Annotated in this window: 11 protein-coding genes and 4 pseudogenes; 6 read left to right on the plus strand and 9 right to left on the minus strand. The window is 60.6% G+C overall.

What is annotated here, in order from left to right:
• Positions 1 to 8: 8 nt before the first annotated feature.
• A complete protein-coding gene (locus tag E5K03_RS01940) occupies positions 9 to 695 on the minus strand; it encodes an SDR family NAD(P)-dependent oxidoreductase (RefSeq protein WP_138004693.1) in 687 nt (228 codons plus the stop codon).
• Positions 696 to 827: 132 nt separating this feature from the next.
• Here E5K03_RS01940 and E5K03_RS01945 point away from each other — a divergent pair, with 132 nt between their 5' ends.
• The 5 genes from E5K03_RS01945 (at position 828) to E5K03_RS01960 (ending at position 5,497) form a co-directional block, all read left to right on the plus strand.
• Positions 828 to 2,351, plus strand: coding sequence for a phytoene desaturase family protein (locus E5K03_RS01945; RefSeq protein ID WP_138004694.1), 1,524 nt, complete (start codon positions 828 to 830; stop codon positions 2,349 to 2,351).
• Positions 2,352 to 2,357: 6 nt separating this feature from the next.
• Positions 2,358 to 3,248 (plus strand): prenyltransferase, encoded by an 891-nt coding sequence (locus tag E5K03_RS01950; protein WP_138004695.1) that lies wholly within the window; start codon positions 2,358 to 2,360, stop codon positions 3,246 to 3,248.
• A 37-nt stretch (positions 3,249 to 3,285) separates the two neighbouring features.
• Entirely contained in the window at positions 3,286 to 4,200 is a 915-nt protein-coding gene (cruF, locus tag E5K03_RS01955) for a bisanhydrobacterioruberin hydratase (protein ID WP_240729916.1), read from the plus strand.
• Between the two features lie 49 nt (positions 4,201 to 4,249).
• The gene (locus E5K03_RS17795) at positions 4,250 to 4,402 is read left to right on the plus strand and encodes an HVO_2523 family zinc finger protein (protein ID WP_303645960.1); all 153 of its coding nucleotides are present in this window, start codon (positions 4,250 to 4,252) and stop codon (positions 4,400 to 4,402) included.
• A gap of 141 nt (positions 4,403 to 4,543) precedes the next feature.
• Entirely contained in the window at positions 4,544 to 5,497 is a 954-nt protein-coding gene (locus E5K03_RS01960; protein WP_138004696.1) for a phytoene/squalene synthase family protein, read from the plus strand.
• Between the two features lie 63 nt (positions 5,498 to 5,560).
• Here the strand turns inward: E5K03_RS01960 and E5K03_RS17970 are convergent.
• The 4 pseudogenes from E5K03_RS17970 to E5K03_RS17985 all read right to left on the minus strand — a co-directional run.
• Positions 5,561 to 6,865 (minus strand): annotated as a pseudogene (locus E5K03_RS17970) (TSCPD domain-containing protein); the annotation flags it as partial.
• A gap of 285 nt (positions 6,866 to 7,150) precedes the next feature.
• A pseudogene (locus E5K03_RS17975) lies at positions 7,151 to 7,768 on the minus strand (LAGLIDADG family homing endonuclease); the annotation flags it as partial.
• A 282-nt stretch (positions 7,769 to 8,050) separates the two neighbouring features.
• Positions 8,051 to 11,920: pseudogene (locus tag E5K03_RS17980) on the minus strand (LAGLIDADG family homing endonuclease); the annotation flags it as partial.
• Positions 11,894 to 12,496 (minus strand): annotated as a pseudogene (locus E5K03_RS17985) (ribonucleotide reductase N-terminal alpha domain-containing protein); the annotation flags it as partial. The pseudogenes E5K03_RS17985 and E5K03_RS17980, both read right to left, overlap by 27 nt.
• A 489-nt stretch (positions 12,497 to 12,985) precedes the next feature.
• Between E5K03_RS17985 and E5K03_RS01970 the strand changes: the two are divergent.
• Entirely contained in the window at positions 12,986 to 13,180 is a 195-nt protein-coding gene (locus E5K03_RS01970; protein WP_394343954.1) for a hypothetical protein, read from the plus strand.
• A gap of 42 nt (positions 13,181 to 13,222) precedes the next feature.
• On the opposite strand, the gene trpG is transcribed toward E5K03_RS01970, so the two are convergent.
• The 4 genes from trpG to trpD are packed head-to-tail and all read right to left on the minus strand — an operon-like array spanning position 13,223 to position 17,191.
• Entirely contained in the window at positions 13,223 to 13,828 is a 606-nt protein-coding gene (gene trpG / locus E5K03_RS01975; protein ID WP_138004698.1) for an anthranilate synthase component II, read from the minus strand.
• The gene (gene trpE / locus E5K03_RS01980) at positions 13,825 to 15,537 is read right to left on the minus strand and encodes an anthranilate synthase component I (protein WP_138004699.1); all 1,713 of its coding nucleotides are present in this window, start codon (positions 15,535 to 15,537) and stop codon (positions 13,825 to 13,827) included. Before trpE ends, trpG begins: the two co-directional genes overlap by 4 nt.
• Entirely contained in the window at positions 15,530 to 16,183 is a 654-nt protein-coding gene (locus E5K03_RS01985; protein WP_138004700.1) for a phosphoribosylanthranilate isomerase, read from the minus strand. Before E5K03_RS01985 ends, trpE begins: the two co-directional genes overlap by 8 nt.
• Positions 16,184 to 17,191: an anthranilate phosphoribosyltransferase gene (gene trpD, locus E5K03_RS01990; RefSeq protein WP_138004701.1), complete on the minus strand. Its 1,008-nt coding sequence runs from the start codon at positions 17,189 to 17,191 to the stop codon at positions 16,184 to 16,186.
• Between the last annotated feature and the right edge of the window lie 5 nt (positions 17,192 to 17,196).

Here is a 17,196-nt window from a genome sequence, read left to right on the forward strand (position 1 = left end):
CGATGGCGTCACCGGGTGGCTTTCTTCCATGTTCTGAGATCGACCACCTCGCCGTCGATCGTCGCCGGATCGGCGTCCGTCGCCGCCCACAAAAACATTGGCGCGACATCCTCGGGCGATCGGGCCGAGTCGACGCCGGTGAGATCGGTCGCAACAAGTCCCGGATCGACAACCGCAACCGGCTGGTCAATGTCGGTCGAAAATGCCCGTGCGACTGCCTCCGCGCCGGCTTTCGAGATCGCGTATGTACCCATATTCGGCTTCGGCTCGCGGGCGATCTTTCCGGAGGGAACGAGCACCCGACCCTCGTCGCTCAGGTGTGGAATCGCCTCGGCGATCGTCGCAAAGACGCCGCGGACGTTCGTTCGCATCGTGTCGTCAAAGCGGGCGTACGGCTCCTCGGGTAGCGGCATCTCCCCGGGTGTCCCGTGGTTGACCCCAGCGTTCGCAATCACGACATCGATCGTCCCACCGCCGGCTTTCGCCGCGGTTTCCATCAGCCGCTCGGCATCGAACTCGTCGCGAACGTCGGCGCGAACGCCGGTGAGCTGTTCGTCGTCGCCGGCGATCGCCGCAACCGCCTCGGCGTCGCGGCCGCAAAAGATCACCTGTGCGCCGTCGTCGACAAAAGCTGCAACGATCGCCCGTCCAATCCCGCGCGTTCCGCCAGTGACAACAACCGTCCGATCACTCATAAGTGGGCTACGGGCTCCGGCGTCCTAAATGTGCGCTCGAACCGCGGCATGTCCACCCCTGCAGCCGAATTGTCGGCCCAAACCGACACCCAAAGTCCGGTATTTTATACCCACACACAACGTACCGTCTGTATGGATTTTGCCGCCGAACGGAGCCAGATCAACGTCGATCACAAATCCCTCTCGTCGGTCGCCGGCCAGGACGTTGTCGTCATTGGCGGCGGCTTCGGCGGGCTCTCGACTGCCTGCTACCTTGCCGACGCCGACGCGAACGTGACGCTCATCGAGAAGAATAAACAGCTCGGTGGACGCGCGAGCCGTCTTGAAACGGACGGATTCCGCTTCGACATGGGTCCCTCCTGGTACCTGATGCCGGACGTCTTCGAGCGATTTTTCGCACACTTCGATCGCGACGTTGAGGACTACTACACGCTCTCGCGGCTCGACCCGCACTACCGGATCTTCTTCAAAGACGGCGATCAGGTCGATCTCGTTCCGGACGTCGAGCAGAACAAAGAGCTCTTCGAGTCCTACGAGCCGGGCGCCGGCGAGGCGCTTGAGGCGTACCTCAAGGAGTCGAAACAAAACTACGAGATCGGGATGGAACACTTCGTCTACACCGATCGGCCGCGCTTTCGCGACTACATGGACCTCGACGTGCTTCGGTACTCGTGGGGGCTGTCGCTTATCGGTTCGATGCAAGGCCACGTCGAGGACTACTTCGATCACCCGAAGCTCCAGCAGATCATGCAGTACACGCTCGTGTTCCTCGGGGGCTCCCCGTACAACACGCCGGCGCTGTACAACCTGATGAGCCACGTCGATTTCAACATGGGCGTGTACTACCCCGACGGAGGAATTGGCGCGGTCGTCGACGGGATCGTCGAACTCGGAGCAGAGCTCGGCGTCGAATATGTAACCGACCAGCCGGTGACCGAGATCGCCGGTCGACGCGGCGGCTTTGCAGTCCGGACGGCGACCGGCGATGAGTACCTCGCTGATCTCGTCGTTTCGGATGCTGACTACGCCCACACAGAACAGGAGTTACTCCCGCCAGAGAAACGCCAGTACGACGCGGACTACTGGGAATCTCGGACGTACGCGCCCTCGGCATTCCTGTTGTACCTCGGCGTCGAAGGCGACGTCGAGCCGCTCGCACACCACACGCTTGTGTTGCCGACAGAGTGGGACGGACACTTCGAGCAGATTTTCGATCGCCCGGCGTGGCCCGACGACCCTGCCTACTACCTCTGTGTCCCCTCGAAGACCGACGACACCGTCGCTCCGGAGGGACACAGCAACCTCTTTGCGCTCGTTCCGATCGCCCCTGGACTCGACGACACTGAGTCACTTCGGGCGGAATATCGCGATCAGGTCCTCGAGGATATCGCGGCAAACACCGGCGTCGACCTCCGCGATCGGATCGTCTTCGAGCGGATGTTCTCGGTCAACGATTTCGCCGATCGCTACAACAGCATGAAGGGAACGGCACTTGGGATGGCCCACACACTCAGACAGACGGCGCTGTTCCGCCCGCCGCACCACTCGAAGGCCGTTGACGGGCTCTACTTTACAGGATCGTACACGACTCCTGGGATCGGCGTGCCGATGTGTCTGATTAGCGGCCAACTTACCGCCGAACAGATGGCCGATTGAGCAGCCATGGAAAACGTTGAAACGGGCGCCGGACGGACTGACAGATCGATGCGTGATCGGCTCTGGTATCTCTTGACACTCTCACGGCCGCGCTTTTGGCTCTACCTCGCCGGCCCGATCGTCGTCGCGGTTGCCGCAGCCGCGAGCACCCCCGAAGAGCTGTTTCTGCCCGACGCAGTCTTGCTCTTTGGGTACTTTCTGTTTCCGGCGAACGTGCTGTTGTACGGCGTCAACGACCTGTACGATCGCGAAATTGACGAAGAGAACCCGAAAAAAGACGACAAAGAGGCGCGATGGCAAGGCGACCGGCTCGTCCTCGTGACCGTGATCGCAAGCGGACTTGCGGGCGTTTTGTTGTTCGCCGTCATTCCTCCACTCGCGTGGCCGTGGCTTGTGGGCTTCTTTTTGCTTGCAATCGGTTACAGCGCGCCGCCACGGTTCAAGACGATCCCGATCGCGGACTCGGTCTCCAACGGGCTGTACATTTTGCCCGGCGCTGCCGCCTACGCGATCGTGGCCGGGACACAGCCGCCCGTGCTTGCGGTCGCGGGTGCGTGGCTGTGGACGATGGGAATGCACACGTTTTCGGCGATCCCGGATATCGAACCCGATCGGCGTGCCGGGATCCAGACGACAGCGACGTGGCTTGGCGAACGTCGGACGTACGCCTACGTCGCCGCCTGCTGGATCACAGCGGCGACCGCCTTCTTTGTCGTCGATTCACGCCTTGGCGCCCTCATGGCGGTGTATCCGGTGTTCGTCGCCGGCGTTGTCAAAAGCAACATCTCGGTCAGCCGAGCGTACTGGTGGTTCCCGGCGTTGAACACGGTCGTCGGTACGCTCGTAACGCTAGGTGCACTGTGGCAGATCGTGCCGATCTGGGTGGTGCTGCCGTGATCGCCGATCGATCAGCGAGCACCCCGGAGGTGCTGGTGTGAGCGCCGAGACCCGTGAGGGCGCAATCGCGTGGCTGCCCCGGAGCCGATCGGAGGCCGAACCCTGGCTCGACGCGTTTGTCAACGGCAACCGGTTCACCATCTCGGTGTTCTTTCCGTTCATCGGCGCGGTCATGCTTCTCGGCTCTGCGGAGGGGTGGGTGCCCGGTCCGCTTCGGTTCAACGCCCCGCTCATCCTCTTTGGAACTGCCGTCATGGCAGCCCCGCTCATTGTTGGTGTGCTCCCGACGATCGATCGACGAGCAGCCGTGGGGATCGCAGCCCTGTTGGCATACACCTACGGGATTGAGTATCTCGGCGTCGAGACGGGATGGCCCTACGGCGAGTTCAGCTACGGCGTGACGCTTGGCCCAATGCTCGACGGCATTCCGGCAGCGCTGCCGCTTTTTTTCCTTCCGATCGTCATGAACGCCTACCTGTTGTGTCTGTTGTTGCTGGGCGATCGCGCCCGGTCGTGGCTCGTCCGGCTTGCGGTCGTGATCCCGGCCGTCGTCACGATGGACGTCGTGCTCGATCCCGCGGCAGTGTCGCTTGGATTCTGGGCCTATGAAGGCGGTGGCCTCTTCTACGATGTTCCGCTGTCGAACTACGCCGGGTGGATGCTGAGTGCGGCTGTCGCCGTCGGGGTGATGGACTACGCGTTCGAACAGCGCGCGCTCCGCGATCGTATTGATCGCTGTGATTTCATGCTCGACGACATGGTCAGCTTCGTCATCCTCTGGGGGGCGATCAACGCGTGGTTCGGCAACGCCGTGCCCGTCGTCGTCGCAGGGGTCTTCGCCGCGGGGTTGATCCGGGCCGATCGGTTCGATGCCGGCCTGTTGCGCCCGAACACCGGCATCTATCTGCCCAACGCCGCCGAGTTTCGAGAGCGACCGGCCGCGAGAGAGTAATGTTCTGGCGCGGTAGACCTATACGGACTGACGACTGAGTATCGATCGAATGAGCGAGGACGGGCACGCGAACGAGACTGAGACAGTCGATCGATCCGGGCGGCCCTGTCCGCTGTGTGGATCAGCAATGATACACCGACACTGTAAGTATGTTTGTCCACAACACGGCGTCGTGTACGACTGTTCAGATACATTCTACTAGGATTCTCGACCGGAATTTCATCGCCGCTGATATCGCCAACGGAAGAACTGTTATGACGCTGGCGAACGTACAAACGGGTACGTATGTGTTGCCGCCTGAAACGCGAGAGGCGACTGACGAGGGAACCCCACACCTCCATCCATGGTTGACGACGACGACATCGCTCGAAGCAAAGCGATACAGCAACGAACCGGTAAGACGTTCCACGTAGCGACGCGGCTCCTCCCCGAGCGCGTCAGAGAACCGACGTACGTTATGTACGCCTTTTTCCGCGTCGCCGACGAGGTCGTCGACGATCCCGGTGATCGAACGCCCGAAGAACAGCGAGCCGAACTCATCACGCTCAAACGGGCCGCGCTCGGTGAGATTGAAGCCGAGGATCCGGTCATCGCCGCTTTTTCCGAAATGCGAGCGCGACACGGGATCGCCGACGCCGATGTCGAAATCTTCATCGACGCGATGTTGGCTGACATCGAGACATCCCGGTATGAAACCTACGACGAACTCGAGGCGTACATGGACGGCTCCGCGTCGGCAGTCGGGCGGATGATGACCGCAGTGATGGAGCCCGAACAGCCCGAAACTGCACTCCCACACGCAACTGCGCTGGGAGAAGCCTTTCAGATGACGAACTTTCTGCGGGACGTCCGCGAAGATATTGTCGAACGCGATCGGATCTACCTGCCACAGGCGACGCTTGAGAGACACGACGTCTCCGAAAAAGAGCTGTTCAACTTCGAGATGAGCCCGCAATTTGCGGCAGTCATGAAAGACGAACTTCGCCGGACCGAGCGGCTCTACGAGGAGGGTGTTGCAGGGATCAAATACCTTCCAAAAGACTGCCAGCTGGCAGTGTTGCTCGCAGCCGTGCTGTACGCCGATCACCACCGCGCGATCAGGACGCTCGAGTACGACGTGCTGTCGACGACACCACAGCTGAGCACCGCGCGGAAGCTCTACTTGGCGGCGAAGACGCGCTGGCGATGGGCCTGGAACAAAGACCCCGAAGCCGTCTTCAGTGAGGTCAGCTCGATCGGCCAATCCGGCGGTCGCCACCACGGCGCAGAGCCGGTCGAACGACTCCCGACGCGCTGACTAACGGACGACGATTCAGCGCAGAGAAATCGAACCGCAAAAGATCCGATCGTTACTGGCCGATTAACACTCAGACCAGCCGCAGGACTCACACGTCTTACAGCCTTCCGAGAAGTACAGCGTCATATTGCCGCACTCTGGACACTCGGGGCTTTCGCCTGCAGCGAGCAGGTCCTCGGTTGCATCAGCCGATGGTTCAGCTGTGTTTGACGCTTCCGTTGTAGTCGACTCTGACACCGACGCACCGCCGTCCGTCTCCGGTGGCACCGCCTCAGTGTCTTCGAGTTCGGTGAGATTCTGCTGTTTCGGGTACGGCTTGTCGATCTCACCGTCGAGATACCGTTGCATTGCGGTTCCGATCGCATCTGGAATGGAGTTGATCTGTTCGCCTTTGTCCCAGGCGACCTTCGGACTCCGGATGCCCTTGAGTTCGCTTGCAATCTCTGCTGGATCGACGCCCGATCGCAGCGCTGTCGAGATTGTCTTCGCGAGCGCCTCGGTGAACGAGGCAGTGAAGCCGCCCGAGTTGCCAATGTTCGCGAACAGTTCGAATGGCCGTCCCTCGGCGTCCTCGTTGATGTTGACGTAGAGCTTCCCGTAGCCGGTGTCGATGCGCTGAGTCACCCCATAGAGCACGTCTGGACGCGGCTGTTTTGTTCCAAGGCGCTCTTCAGATCCATCAAAGAGGCTGTCAAGCTCCACGGAGAGCTCCGCACGAACCTCCTCGCTGTCGAGGAAGCCCTCGATGCCGCCGAAGACTGCCTCGATCTGGGCGACGATCTGTTCGGCCGCCTCAGCGTCGTCAGCGAACTCGGTGTTCTTCGCCCGGGTCGTAAGCACCTGCTTCGATCGCGTCCCGTCGCGGTAGACGGTCACGCCCTTGCCGCCGTTGTCGTAGATGTAGCGGTACACCTCGTCCATGTCTTCGATCGACGCGGAGTTCGGGAAGTTACAGGTCTTCGAGATTGCCGAATCGACGCCTTCCTGGGCGGCACACTGCACACCCGCGTGGTCGATCCCGCTGAGGTCGGAGGTGACGACGAACAGCTCACCGATCGCGTCCGGGACGGTCTCAAGTCCCTCAACGCCGTCGAACTCGTTGTTCGCCATCTGGTCTTGGGCCTCGCGTTTGACCGTCTCGACGTCGATGTCGTTGGCCTCCAGCACCCGCAGGAAGTAGTCGTCGAACTCGACGAGCATCTCGTCGCCCTGCACGTCGTCGGAGACGTTCTTGTAGTAGGCGACGTTGAAGATCGGCTCACAGCCACCCGTGGTATTTCCGACCATCGAGGTGGTGTTGTGCGTCACAAAGCCGTTTGCAACGTACGTGTTGTTCGACGGGACACTGATATCTTTCGTATAGGCTTTGCCTTCGCTGACAGATTCGACGGTTGCGGCGTAGAAATCGGTTAGCCGACGCCCCTCAAGCGTTACCGTCGATCCAGTCTCTTGTTCGATATCACGGACGAGTTGCCGACTGATCGAGCCGTTGATTGGCGATTGGTTCACTCGGTGTTTTACAGCGCGTGAAACCGATTCGTACCCGGCAACACTTCTGAGCTCATCGACGATCGCCGGCGGATACGAGTCGTTTTTGTACGACTGTGCGGTGAGGTTGATAGAGGTCGATTTCGTAATAAATCCAATCTCTTCGAGGAATCGCTTGTCTTCGCGTTTGTTTGCTCCACGAAGTCTGTACCGCGGCCGATCTCCGTAGTGGTCGTCTCGATCTGCCATCTCTAACACATCTGAGACGAACACGCATCCGAGCGCTAACAGCAGTGTCTGGACTTGCTCAGCAAGCGTCGACGACACCGTCGAGAGTTCGACCTTTCTGGAAGCCGTGCCATCAGCTTCGAAAAGCCCACGAAGGAATGCCTTCGCGATCGGCTCGTCACCGCCGAGAACCTCTGTCGGTACGAACGCACTCGCTGCTCCTTCACCCTTGTTGCCGCGATCTTTTGTCCAGCCGTTGTCCTCGAAGTATCGCGGGAGATGTCGACCACCGAATGTCAGCACGTGGCGCGTGTCGCGATCTTCAACGACGGGTTCGACGCCAAACACAGATTCACCGAGTTCACGGAGATATTCATCGAGCGCATCCGCGCTCGAATCGACGACGAGTTTGACTCCGACGCCGTCATGGACGTATCCATCACCCATGTAGTACCCGAGGAACTCCGCAAGTTCCGGAGTCATCTTTTCGGGGAGCGAGAGTGCTTCGTTCGTGTTGTGATAGAAGTTGTTCCGCTCGCTCGTGTCGAGAACCATCCGCCGTCCGCCGTCAAACGTCCCGCGCTGTAACAGTATCGTGTCGTCGGCTTCGAATTCACCGGCCTCCTTCCAGACGTATCCACCATCATCGTCGATCGTTCGGAAGCGGTGATTCGGCGTAGACGCGACACTGAATCCTTCGGCAGTCTCGATCTGACGAACCGCAGCGAAGCCGTTGTCATACACCGCGGTGGCAGTTTTTGTTCCGCCATCGGTCGAAACACCGACTTCGATTTCGTCCCACTGTTCGAACTCCGCATTTGTGTTGTCGAGATCTTTGATCGGCCGAAGCCCCTCGTCAGTCGACACTAGAGAGTTTTCATCGACACAGCCAGTCGGCGCGATCGTCGTCGTGTTGTGGTTGCGGATCGGGAAGCCGTCTGCCCACTCGTCGGCATCGAGGCCGGTGTGGTGTTCGAACCACTCACGGTACTGCACCGGATCGGCGTACTTCGAGTCCGCCCAGTCGGTGAATACGCCACGCTCCTCAGCGAGGTTGTGCGAGGTCCACTTCGACTCGTGGTTGATGTGAGTCATGAGCTGGCGGGCGACTTCGTTGCCCTCCTCGGAGCCGTAGCGAACCCCGAGCTGGAGGTACAGCTGTGCCAGCCCCATGACGCCGAGGCCGATCTTTCGCATGTCCCGGACCTTCTGTTCGATCTCCGACACCGGGAAGTCGCTCATCGTCACCACGTTCTCGAGGAATCGAGTGCCGAGGGCGATCCGCTCGTCGAACTCCTCGTAGTCGATCGCTTCATCCAAGAACGCGGCCATCGCGTCCTCAAGTCCGTCGTACGCGTCGCCGTGTTCGTCGTACCACACCCGCCAGTCGGGCGCGTCGAAGTCGGCGACCGTTGAGAGGTTGATGTGCCCGAGATTACAGGCCTCGTACTCCTCTAACGGCTGTTCGCCACAGTTGTGAACGACAAGCCCGTTGGCGACGAACGAGTGTGTCTCAGGTTCGGTGAGATCGTAGACCGGTTCGTGCCCGTCGGCTTCGACCGAGTCGACGGTCGCCTCGAACGGTTCGCTGTATGGGCCGCGATCGTAGCTGTCCAGCCGCGCTGCGAGTGCCTCGTTCTTCGAATCGAGCAGGAACCCGATCTCGTCGCGGAACCGACAGAGGTTGTCCTTTGCGATAACGAGATCGTGATCGGCCGCCCGCTCGTACATTGCAGTCCCGCCGTTGCCGTCGGGCATCTCTTGGAGTCCTTCTTCGTGGCGATCCTTGTAGATCTTACTCGCGATACCGAAGTTGAGAAGCAGCCGCTGAACGCCTTTGAGAAGATCGACGCTCGTACTCGTCAACCGGACTGAATTGCCCTTTTCAGTCGTTCCTTGGACGCCACCGTCAGCAGTAAACAGCGCACGGAGGAACCCACGTGCCATCGTTTCGCTACCGCGAAGAACCGCATCGGGTACCTGGTGTTTTGTTTCGGTAAGTCCCGCCTGTGCGGCGTACTCGTAGAGACGCGTCGATCTAATCCGCTGTTCGATCGCTTGTGGGCCTCGATAGTCATCGCTACGGGCAATGTCGTTGACGCCGACTTCATAGGTCCGATCGTTCACCGCGTCACGGACAACGCTATTTACGTCTGTGGCAAATTCACGGGATATCTCGCTGTCCTCGTCGTAGAAGTTGAGCACCGCCCGCTCTTCGCCGTGTTTGAGGTGTCCGTCACCGACGAGCCACCCGAGGACACGCCCTTCTGCTGCGGTGCCGTGTTGGCCGAATTCGCCTTTTCGATTCTGGATGTATACCGTGTCGCCTGCATCGAGGTGCTGTGCTTCGACCCATCCGTCGTCAGTCATGACGCGGTGATCGGCCGTCAGTCGAAGTTCGTATCCTTCCCGCGTTGTGAGTTTGTAGACGTCCTTCTCGCCGGTTTTGTAGACGCTACTTGCCTCTTTTATTCGATCGTCACTCAGCCGTCCATCGACAACAATATCGCGGGCAACACCCTGTTCGTACAGTTTTTCCGCCGGAACGAGTCCGGTTTCGGTGCTGATGAGTGTGTCGCCCGTGACACACGGGTTCGTCGCAAGAATCTCGTGATCCGGATGCGCTTCAACGTCGAACGAGTGCTCTTTGTTTACCCGTTCGAGGTAGATGACACCAGGCTCACCGTTTTCGTATGCGCCTTGGATGATATGTTCCCAGAGTTCGCTGGCGGGGATCGACAACTCCTCGCCGACCTCGACGTACTCGCCGAGGTCGAACATGTCGTAGATCTCCTTCGTCTCCGGCGTCGCAATGTGGGGCTCCTCTGTCCGTGGGTTTGTGAAGGTGAATTCCTCGTCGTTGTACAACGCCTCCATGAAGTCGTCTGTGACGCCGACGGAGATGTTAAAGTTCGAGAGGTGGCCTTCGACGGCGTTGCGGAGGTGTTTGGGCACTTTTCCGTCCTCGTCGATCAGTTCACGCGCCTCTTCGAGCGCGTCAGCAAAGGAGGTGTGCGTGTAGTCGTCAGGATCGTTCAGCCGAAGGCTGTGTGCCAGTGAAACGTCTTTGTTCTTCGCGTGGATGAACTGGATGACGTCTGGGTGCGAAACACGCATGACACCCATCTGTGCGCCGCGCCGGGCGCCGCCCTGTGCGATCGTTTCGCACATACGGTCATACGTTCGCATGAACGTGATCGGCCCCGAGGCGATCCCGCCCGTCGATCCGACCGCGTCGCCGTAGGGGCGGAGCTTCCAGAAGGCATACCCCATTCCGCCGCCGCTGTTGTGCGAGACGATCGAGTTCGCGACGTACTCGTGGTTGTCCGCGACGGTCACGTCGTACACCGTGTCGGGGCCAGCCGTCTCGATCGACTCGATCGCCTGCTCCCAGACGGTGTCGCCGCGAACTGTCCCACAAGTCGTCTCGCCAACGTCGACAGCCTCAAGCTGTGAACGCATTGTCTCAGATCGGCTGTCGACGAAGCCGATCGACTCAGCGTACCGCGAAAGGCCGAGTTCGTCGGTGACCGCGACCGAGTAGTAGTCTCGCTCGTCATGTTCCCAATCCCACTTGGTCGCGGGGATCCCGCTGCCGAGAAGCAGCTGTTGGACCGAATCGACAAGTGCTTCAGAGGCGCTGTACAGCCGTGGGTACAGGTCTTTCGTAAGCGTCCCGTCTGCTGAAAACAGCCCTTTGAGGAACGCCGCGACGACGGTTCGATCGGCCTGCGTGACGGCATCGGGAACCCGTGCATCTGCCGACGACGGCTTCGCGTCGCCGAAGTTCGCGAGCCAGAAGCGTTTGACCTCGTGGCTGTGGATGACCACCTCGTAGCAGCCGTCTTTCCACGTCCAGTCCGCGCCTGTGTCGAACAGCGATCGGGCGAGCCGATCGACTCGCTCAAGCGTCTCCTCTCGGGAGACGTGGAACCGAATGCCGTCCTCATGGACCGAGCCATCGCCGATCCATAGCCCGACAAGCTCTGCGAGCTCTGCAGACAGCGTCGATGGTTGAGAGACCGTTTTGACTGCGTCACCATTGGCCGCAAGCGACTGTGCGTGCCGGTACCCGCGGACAGTCTGGTTGTGAACGCCGAGTTCAGCTGCAATTTCAGCGTCAGTGTGGCCCGCCTGGTACAGCGACAGGAACTGGTCCTCGTCGAAGCTCCGACCGCGCGGTCGCCCGCCAGATCCGTTCGCGGACAGCCCGAGTTCGTCTGCGCGTCGTCGCTGGACGGTTGATGGCGAAGAATCGAGCTCCGCGGCGATCTCGTAGTCGGAAAGTCCGGCCGCATGAAGCGTCTCGATCGCCTCGTTCGAGACGGTTCGTGTCTGGTGCCACTGTGGGCCGGCCTCGACAGTTTCGAGCGAGACGGCCGGGCGATCGGCTGAAAGCCAGCCAAGCCGCACGGAAACGGTGTCGTCGACCGAAGCCTCGTCGAGACGGGTCCACTCGCCGTTGATCGCGAGGCGGTGGTTCGGCGTGCCGGTAATCTCGACTCCTGCCTCGGTCCGGATTGTCATCGTCGGCGCGTCGCCGTAGGCGTGGACCTCCTCGACCTGCTTCGTTCGATAGCCATCACCATCTCGCTGGAGGATTGAATCTCCGGGCTTGACATCCGCAATCGAGACGAGTCCCTTGCCCTCGACGGCGACGGTGGCATCGTCGGTGAGACACTGGAAGACCTCCGCAGCCTCAGTCATCGTCTCGTGGATGTCGGTGATGTCGTCTTCCGGGGAATCGACGAAACAGGCCGAAAGCTGCTGGAGTTCGTCGCCAGCGTTCATGAGCGTCGGCGAGTTCGGCATGAACGACAGCATCGTCATCTGCTCTTCGAACCGATCGGCGACCGATTCGACGTGCTCGGCGACCGCCTCGGGCAGTTCCGGGACGATCGTCTCGTAGGCGAACTTGTTGACGTTGTATACAGACAGTGTCGTTTCGGCATCGTCGCCGACAGCGACGCCTTTGCCGAAGACCTCCTCGGCGAGTTCGTCACGCCGTGGGTGGTCGGGTTTGAGCTGGTCGGGCGTGACGGTGATCTCGAGATCGTGCTTTTCGGCCTCGAATACCGCCTCCGCGAGGGCGACGTTCTTTGCAACCCGCTCGAAGAGTTCTTCTTGGGTCTCGATGAGTTCCCCGTCGGCATCCTTTCGGAGGTACCGGGCGGGGAGGATGTTGTGATACGCGTTGCCGGTCAGGCGGTCCTCCAGCGTATCACCGGTTGTTCGTTTGATTGGTAGTTCCAACTCGTCCGCGGCAAGGTCGGCGTTACTCACGCGTCGGCCCCCTCGCCAGTACGGCGGATCTGTGGCGAAATTCGTCCATATCGGGTGGTCATCTGTGATGTCATATTGAACGGAAGTAGTGTATCGGTGGCAGCCTCATAAGTGTTCAGCTTTGCTTGGAGTAGTCCAATTGGAATTGATGAGGATGGCTCTCGTGTGTTTCCTGCGAACGGTGCGATCGTCCCCCCATCGATGGCGATCGCGTAGCACTACGACATCTAGTTGTGTACCCTCATAAACGTACTCAGTGCGGAGTGAAAGTGGTCGTGCCGCTGGCGTGAAACGATCGATTCACGTCAACGGATTCCAGACGATAACTGCAATATTTGCTGGTGATAGTTATCGGCGCTGTTGGTGACAAACGTGGTTTCAACTGACCAGTCCGCTAGTGTGTGGGCGATCAAATCGACGTTCAATGGTGACTGTTTCGTCCGTGGATGTGTCATAGATTTATGTCTCTGGTGGGTGAAACCTTTGTATATGATCCCAACATCTCTCGTTCCGCTACAGCCGATCGTCCCGGGCGATCCCGCACAACTACTTATCGTGCTCGTCGGCGTGTTGCTCGTCATCCTGATCGGCCGACTCGTTCTGAAGATCGCCTGGCGGCTGGTGACGATCGCGGTCGTCGTCGTCGCGGTGTTGTTGCTCGTGACGACGCTCGGATTGTTATAGTCAAGTCAAATCAAGTAATTGATCTGTTGTGGTTGCACTGGCTCACTGAGCGGCGACCATCGAAAGGAAATTCCCGATGAGGTCGTGGCCCGCGCCGGTCAACACGCTTTCTGGGTGAAACTGCACGCACTCGATGGGGTATTCGCGGTGTCTGATTCCCATTACCAGCGTTTCGCCCTCGTGGTCAGTCGTCGCTGAGATCTCGAAGCACTCGGGAACCTCAGTCGCAATTAGTGAGTGATACCGCCCGGCGTGGAACCCCAATTCAAGCCCATCGAAGACGCCCCGACCGTCGTGATCCATCGGAAACGCTTTGCCGTGGATCGGCTCGGGCGCGTGGCCGATCGCTCCGCCGTACTCGTACACGGCGGCTTCGAGCCCTAAACAGACACCGAGTGTCGGCACCGTTGGACTCAACTCCGTGAGCACGTCGGCGGTGACGCCCACGTCGCGGTCGTTCTTTGGATGCCCCGGTCCCGGGCTGATGACGATCGCGTCAGGGTCGAACGTCTGAATCTCCTCGATCGAGGCGGTGTTTTTCAGGACTGACGTCTCGATCGGCTCGTCGTCCGGAAGAACCTGTTCGGAGACGTACTCAACGAGGTTGTACGTGAACGAATCGAAGTTATCAACGAACTGGATTCTCATCGGTCAGCCTCCACAGATTTGGTGGCTTCGGGTTCGCTGTCAGCGTCGATCGCCTCTATCGCCGCGAGAACGCCGTTCATTTTTTGTTCGGTTTCTTCGTACTCGCTGGTCGGATCGCTGTCGGCGACGATCCCCGCGCCGGCTTGAACGGTTATTCGATCGGCGGCGGCCGTGTCCTCAGCGTCTCGGCCGTGATCGATCGTTGCAGTCCGGATGACGATCGCGAAATCCGCATCGCCGCTCCACGAGAAGTAGCCGACACCGCCACCGTAGACGCCGCGTTGACGCGCTTCGAGATCGTCGATGATCTCCATCGCCCTGATTTTGGGTGCCCCCGTGAGTGTTCCCGCGGGGAACGTCACCCGGGCCGCATCGAACGCGTCGACATCGCCAGCGAGCGTCCCCGTTACTGTTGATTCGATGTGTTGGACGTGGCTGTATTTTAAGACGTTCATGAACTCCTCGACCTCGACGGAACCGGGTTTCGAGACCCGTCGGACGTCGTTTCTGGCCAGGTCGACGAGCATCGTGTGTTCGGCGCGCTCTTTGTCATCTGCAAGCATTTCGCCGGCGAGCCGCCGATCCTCGACGGGGCTTCCCCCTCGGGGGCACGTCCCTGCGATCGGATTCGAAACGATCCGATCGCCCTGCACAGAGACGAGTGTCTCGGGGCTCGCACCAACGATCGAGAGGTCGTCGTGCGCAATCAGATACATATACGGAGAGGGGTTGATCTCTCGCAACGCGTCGTAGAGTCCGATCGGATCGATCTCGCCGGTGAGCTCGCGGGTCCGCGAAATAACACCCTGATAGATATCCCCATCACGAACGTGTGCTTTGGCTGTTCGAACGGCATCCTCGTAGACTGACTGCTCGCCTGCTACCTCGTCCGTCCGGGTGAAGCCACCTGGCACAGGTTCGCGCGCAGCTGCGAGGCGCTCAGCGACGCGGTCCAGTTCCGCCTCGATCGAGTCGTACACCGCGTCCGGGTCGTCGTCGGGACGGACAATCGGGGTAAAGACGAGTTCAACGGTGTCGGCGACGTCGTCGAAAACGAGCGTTTTGGTGGTGAGTGCGAACTCCGCATCCGGAAGCGGGCTGTCAGGGCGCGATCGACCAACCTCCTCGAGATAGAGGTCGTACACTGCTTCGTACGCGAGATAGCCGACGAGTCCCCCCGAAAGCTGTTGGCGGTCGGTGGCTGGGAAGCCACGGCGTTCGAGTGCTGGAAGCGTCTTGCGGAGCCGATCGAGTATGTCAGGATCGTCGCTGCTGTTGCTTGTGTCGCTGGTGTCGCTAGTGTCGCTGGTGTCGCTATCGTTGCTGGTCTCACTTCGATCGGCCCCGGAGAGTCGCTCAGCTACAAATTCGCCAGCCGGCCCCAGTGGCTCAAACGAGGTCTCCTCGGGCCGGACAGACACGATCGCATCCGGATCGTACCCAACGAACGAGTATCGGGCGTGTTTGCCCGGATCGCTTCCGGAGCCGAACGCGCCGTCTGGATCGCTGGAGGCGACCTTCTCGGCGCTTTCGAGCAGGAAACTGTAGGGCTGATTCTCTGAGAGCGCTGCGTACGCCGCAAGCGGCGAAACGTCGGAGTCGATCGTCGCGGCGACTCGAGCCACGATCGGCTCAGCGCGGTCTGCCAGTAGCGACCGAAACGCCGCGCGATCGCGATCAAGCCGCACGGACGGAACAGCGTTACTCATGAATCGGCACCTCAAGCTCGCGGCCCGCGTTTCGGACGAACGTCGCGACCGCCGTGTGGTCTTTTTCTCCACCCGAGGATTCGACCCCGGAGGCAACGTCAACCCCGAACGGCGCGGCGACGCCGACGGCCTCTGCAACGTTCTCGGGGGTGAGGCCGCCCGCGAGGACGACCGGTGTGGTGAGCGTTTCGGCGAGTTCGCCTGTCGCCTCCCAGTCGTGTGTCTCGCCGGTGCCACCCGCACCGCTTTCATCTGTCGAATCGATCAACAGCGCGTCGACGACGCCATCGAGTTCGTGGGCCCGATCGACCTCGGTGTGATCGATCGCCTGGATCAACTTGACGCCGGTTTCTGCGCGAATGAATCCCAGTTCGTCGGCGTCGAATGAGCCGTGTACCTGCAGCGCGTCCGGTTGGACAGTTCGAACGAGATCGACCGCCGACTCAAGATCTTCCGGCATCGTTACGAGCGTCGCGGTGACGAACGGCGGGACGGCTGCGACGAGTTCTGCGGCGGTTCCGCGGTCGACCTCGCGGGGCGTGGCGACAGATACCTCGCTGATGATGCCGATCGCATCGGAACCGGCCTCGATCGCGGCCTGTAGGTCTGCGGCATTCGTGAGCCCACAGATCTTCACGCGCGCCATCTACGCCTCCGCCGTCGCACCGCGAAGTGCGTCGAGCTTTTCGGCGGCCGCACCGGAGTCGATCGCCGCCGCGGCCTGCTCGACACCGGCTTCGATCGAATCGGCAAGCCCCGCAACGTAGATCGCCGCACCCGCGTTCGCGAGGATAACGTCGCGCTTCGGTCCGGTCACCTCCCCCGAGACGATTCCGGTAAGATCAGCAGCGTTCTCATCGGGGCTGCCGCCCTGAATCGCCGCGATCGGTGCGGTTGACAGGCCAAGATCCTCGGGCGTGAGCGTGAATGTCGACACCGTCTCTCCCTTGACTTCCGCAACGGTTGTTGGTCCGTGAATAGCGATCTCGTCCGTACCGTCGCCGTGGACGACGAGCGCGTGTTCGACCGGCATGCGGGCAAGCGCATCCGCGATGAGCGGAACGAGATCGGCGTCGTAGACACCGAGTACCTGTGCCTGTGCGCCTGCAGGGTTTGTGAGCGGACCGAGGACGTTGAAGATCGTCCGCATTCCAAGTTCCTTTCGGGGGCCGATCACCGCCTTCATTGCAGGGTGAAACACCGGTGCAAGCATGAAGCCGATTCCATCCGCTTCGATCGCCGCCTCGACATCTCCGGGTTCGGCGTCGACGGTGACGCCCGCAGTTTCGAGGACGTCTGCGCTGCCAGACGACGACGACACAGAGTAGTTGCCGTGTTTGGCAACCGTCACGCCTGCGCCCGCGGCGACGATCGCACTCGTCGTCGAGACGTTGATCGTATCGTAGTCGTCCCCACCCGTCCCACAGGTGTCGACGAGCGGTGCTCTGTCGGGAGTGATCGTCCGTGCCGCCGCGCGCATCCCCTGTGCGAAGCCGGCGATCTCGTCTTCGGTCTCTCCCTTCGATCGAAGCGCCGCTAACAGCGCGCCGATCTGGGCCTCCGTGGCGTCTTCGAATACGGCGGTCGCCGCGTCGCGAGCCTGCTCAAGTGTCAGATCCTGTCCGTCGGTCACGAGTTCGATGTATGTTTGCATTGTCG

The sequence above is a fragment of the Halalkalirubrum salinum genome, from assembly GCF_005543295.1.
Classification (GTDB): Archaea; Halobacteriota; Halobacteria; order Halobacteriales; family Haloferacaceae; genus Halalkalirubrum; species Halalkalirubrum salinum.

Excerpts from the sequence above, each read along its gene's own strand:
- E5K03_RS01940 (WP_138004693.1), bottom strand. The coding sequence starts at position 695 with ATGAGTGATCGGACGGTTGTTGTCACTGGCGGAACGCGCGGGATTGGA.
- E5K03_RS01945 (WP_138004694.1), top strand. The coding sequence starts at position 828 with ATGGATTTTGCCGCCGAACGGAGCCAGATCAACGTCGATCACAAATCC.
- E5K03_RS01950 (WP_138004695.1), top strand. The coding sequence starts at position 2,358 with ATGGAAAACGTTGAAACGGGCGCCGGACGGACTGACAGATCGATGCGT.
- E5K03_RS17795 (WP_303645960.1), top strand. The coding sequence starts at position 4,250 with ATGAGCGAGGACGGGCACGCGAACGAGACTGAGACAGTCGATCGATCC.
- E5K03_RS01960 (WP_138004696.1), top strand. The coding sequence starts at position 4,544 with ATGGTTGACGACGACGACATCGCTCGAAGCAAAGCGATACAGCAACGA.
- E5K03_RS01970 (WP_394343954.1), top strand. The coding sequence starts at position 12,986 with ATGATCCCAACATCTCTCGTTCCGCTACAGCCGATCGTCCCGGGCGAT.
- trpG (WP_138004698.1), bottom strand. The coding sequence starts at position 13,828 with ATGAGAATCCAGTTCGTTGATAACTTCGATTCGTTCACGTACAACCTC.
- trpE (WP_138004699.1), bottom strand. The coding sequence starts at position 15,537 with ATGAGTAACGCTGTTCCGTCCGTGCGGCTTGATCGCGATCGCGCGGCG.
- E5K03_RS01985 (WP_138004700.1), bottom strand. The coding sequence starts at position 16,183 with ATGGCGCGCGTGAAGATCTGTGGGCTCACGAATGCCGCAGACCTACAG.
- trpD (WP_138004701.1), bottom strand. The coding sequence starts at position 17,191 with ATGCAAACATACATCGAACTCGTGACCGACGGACAGGATCTGACACTT.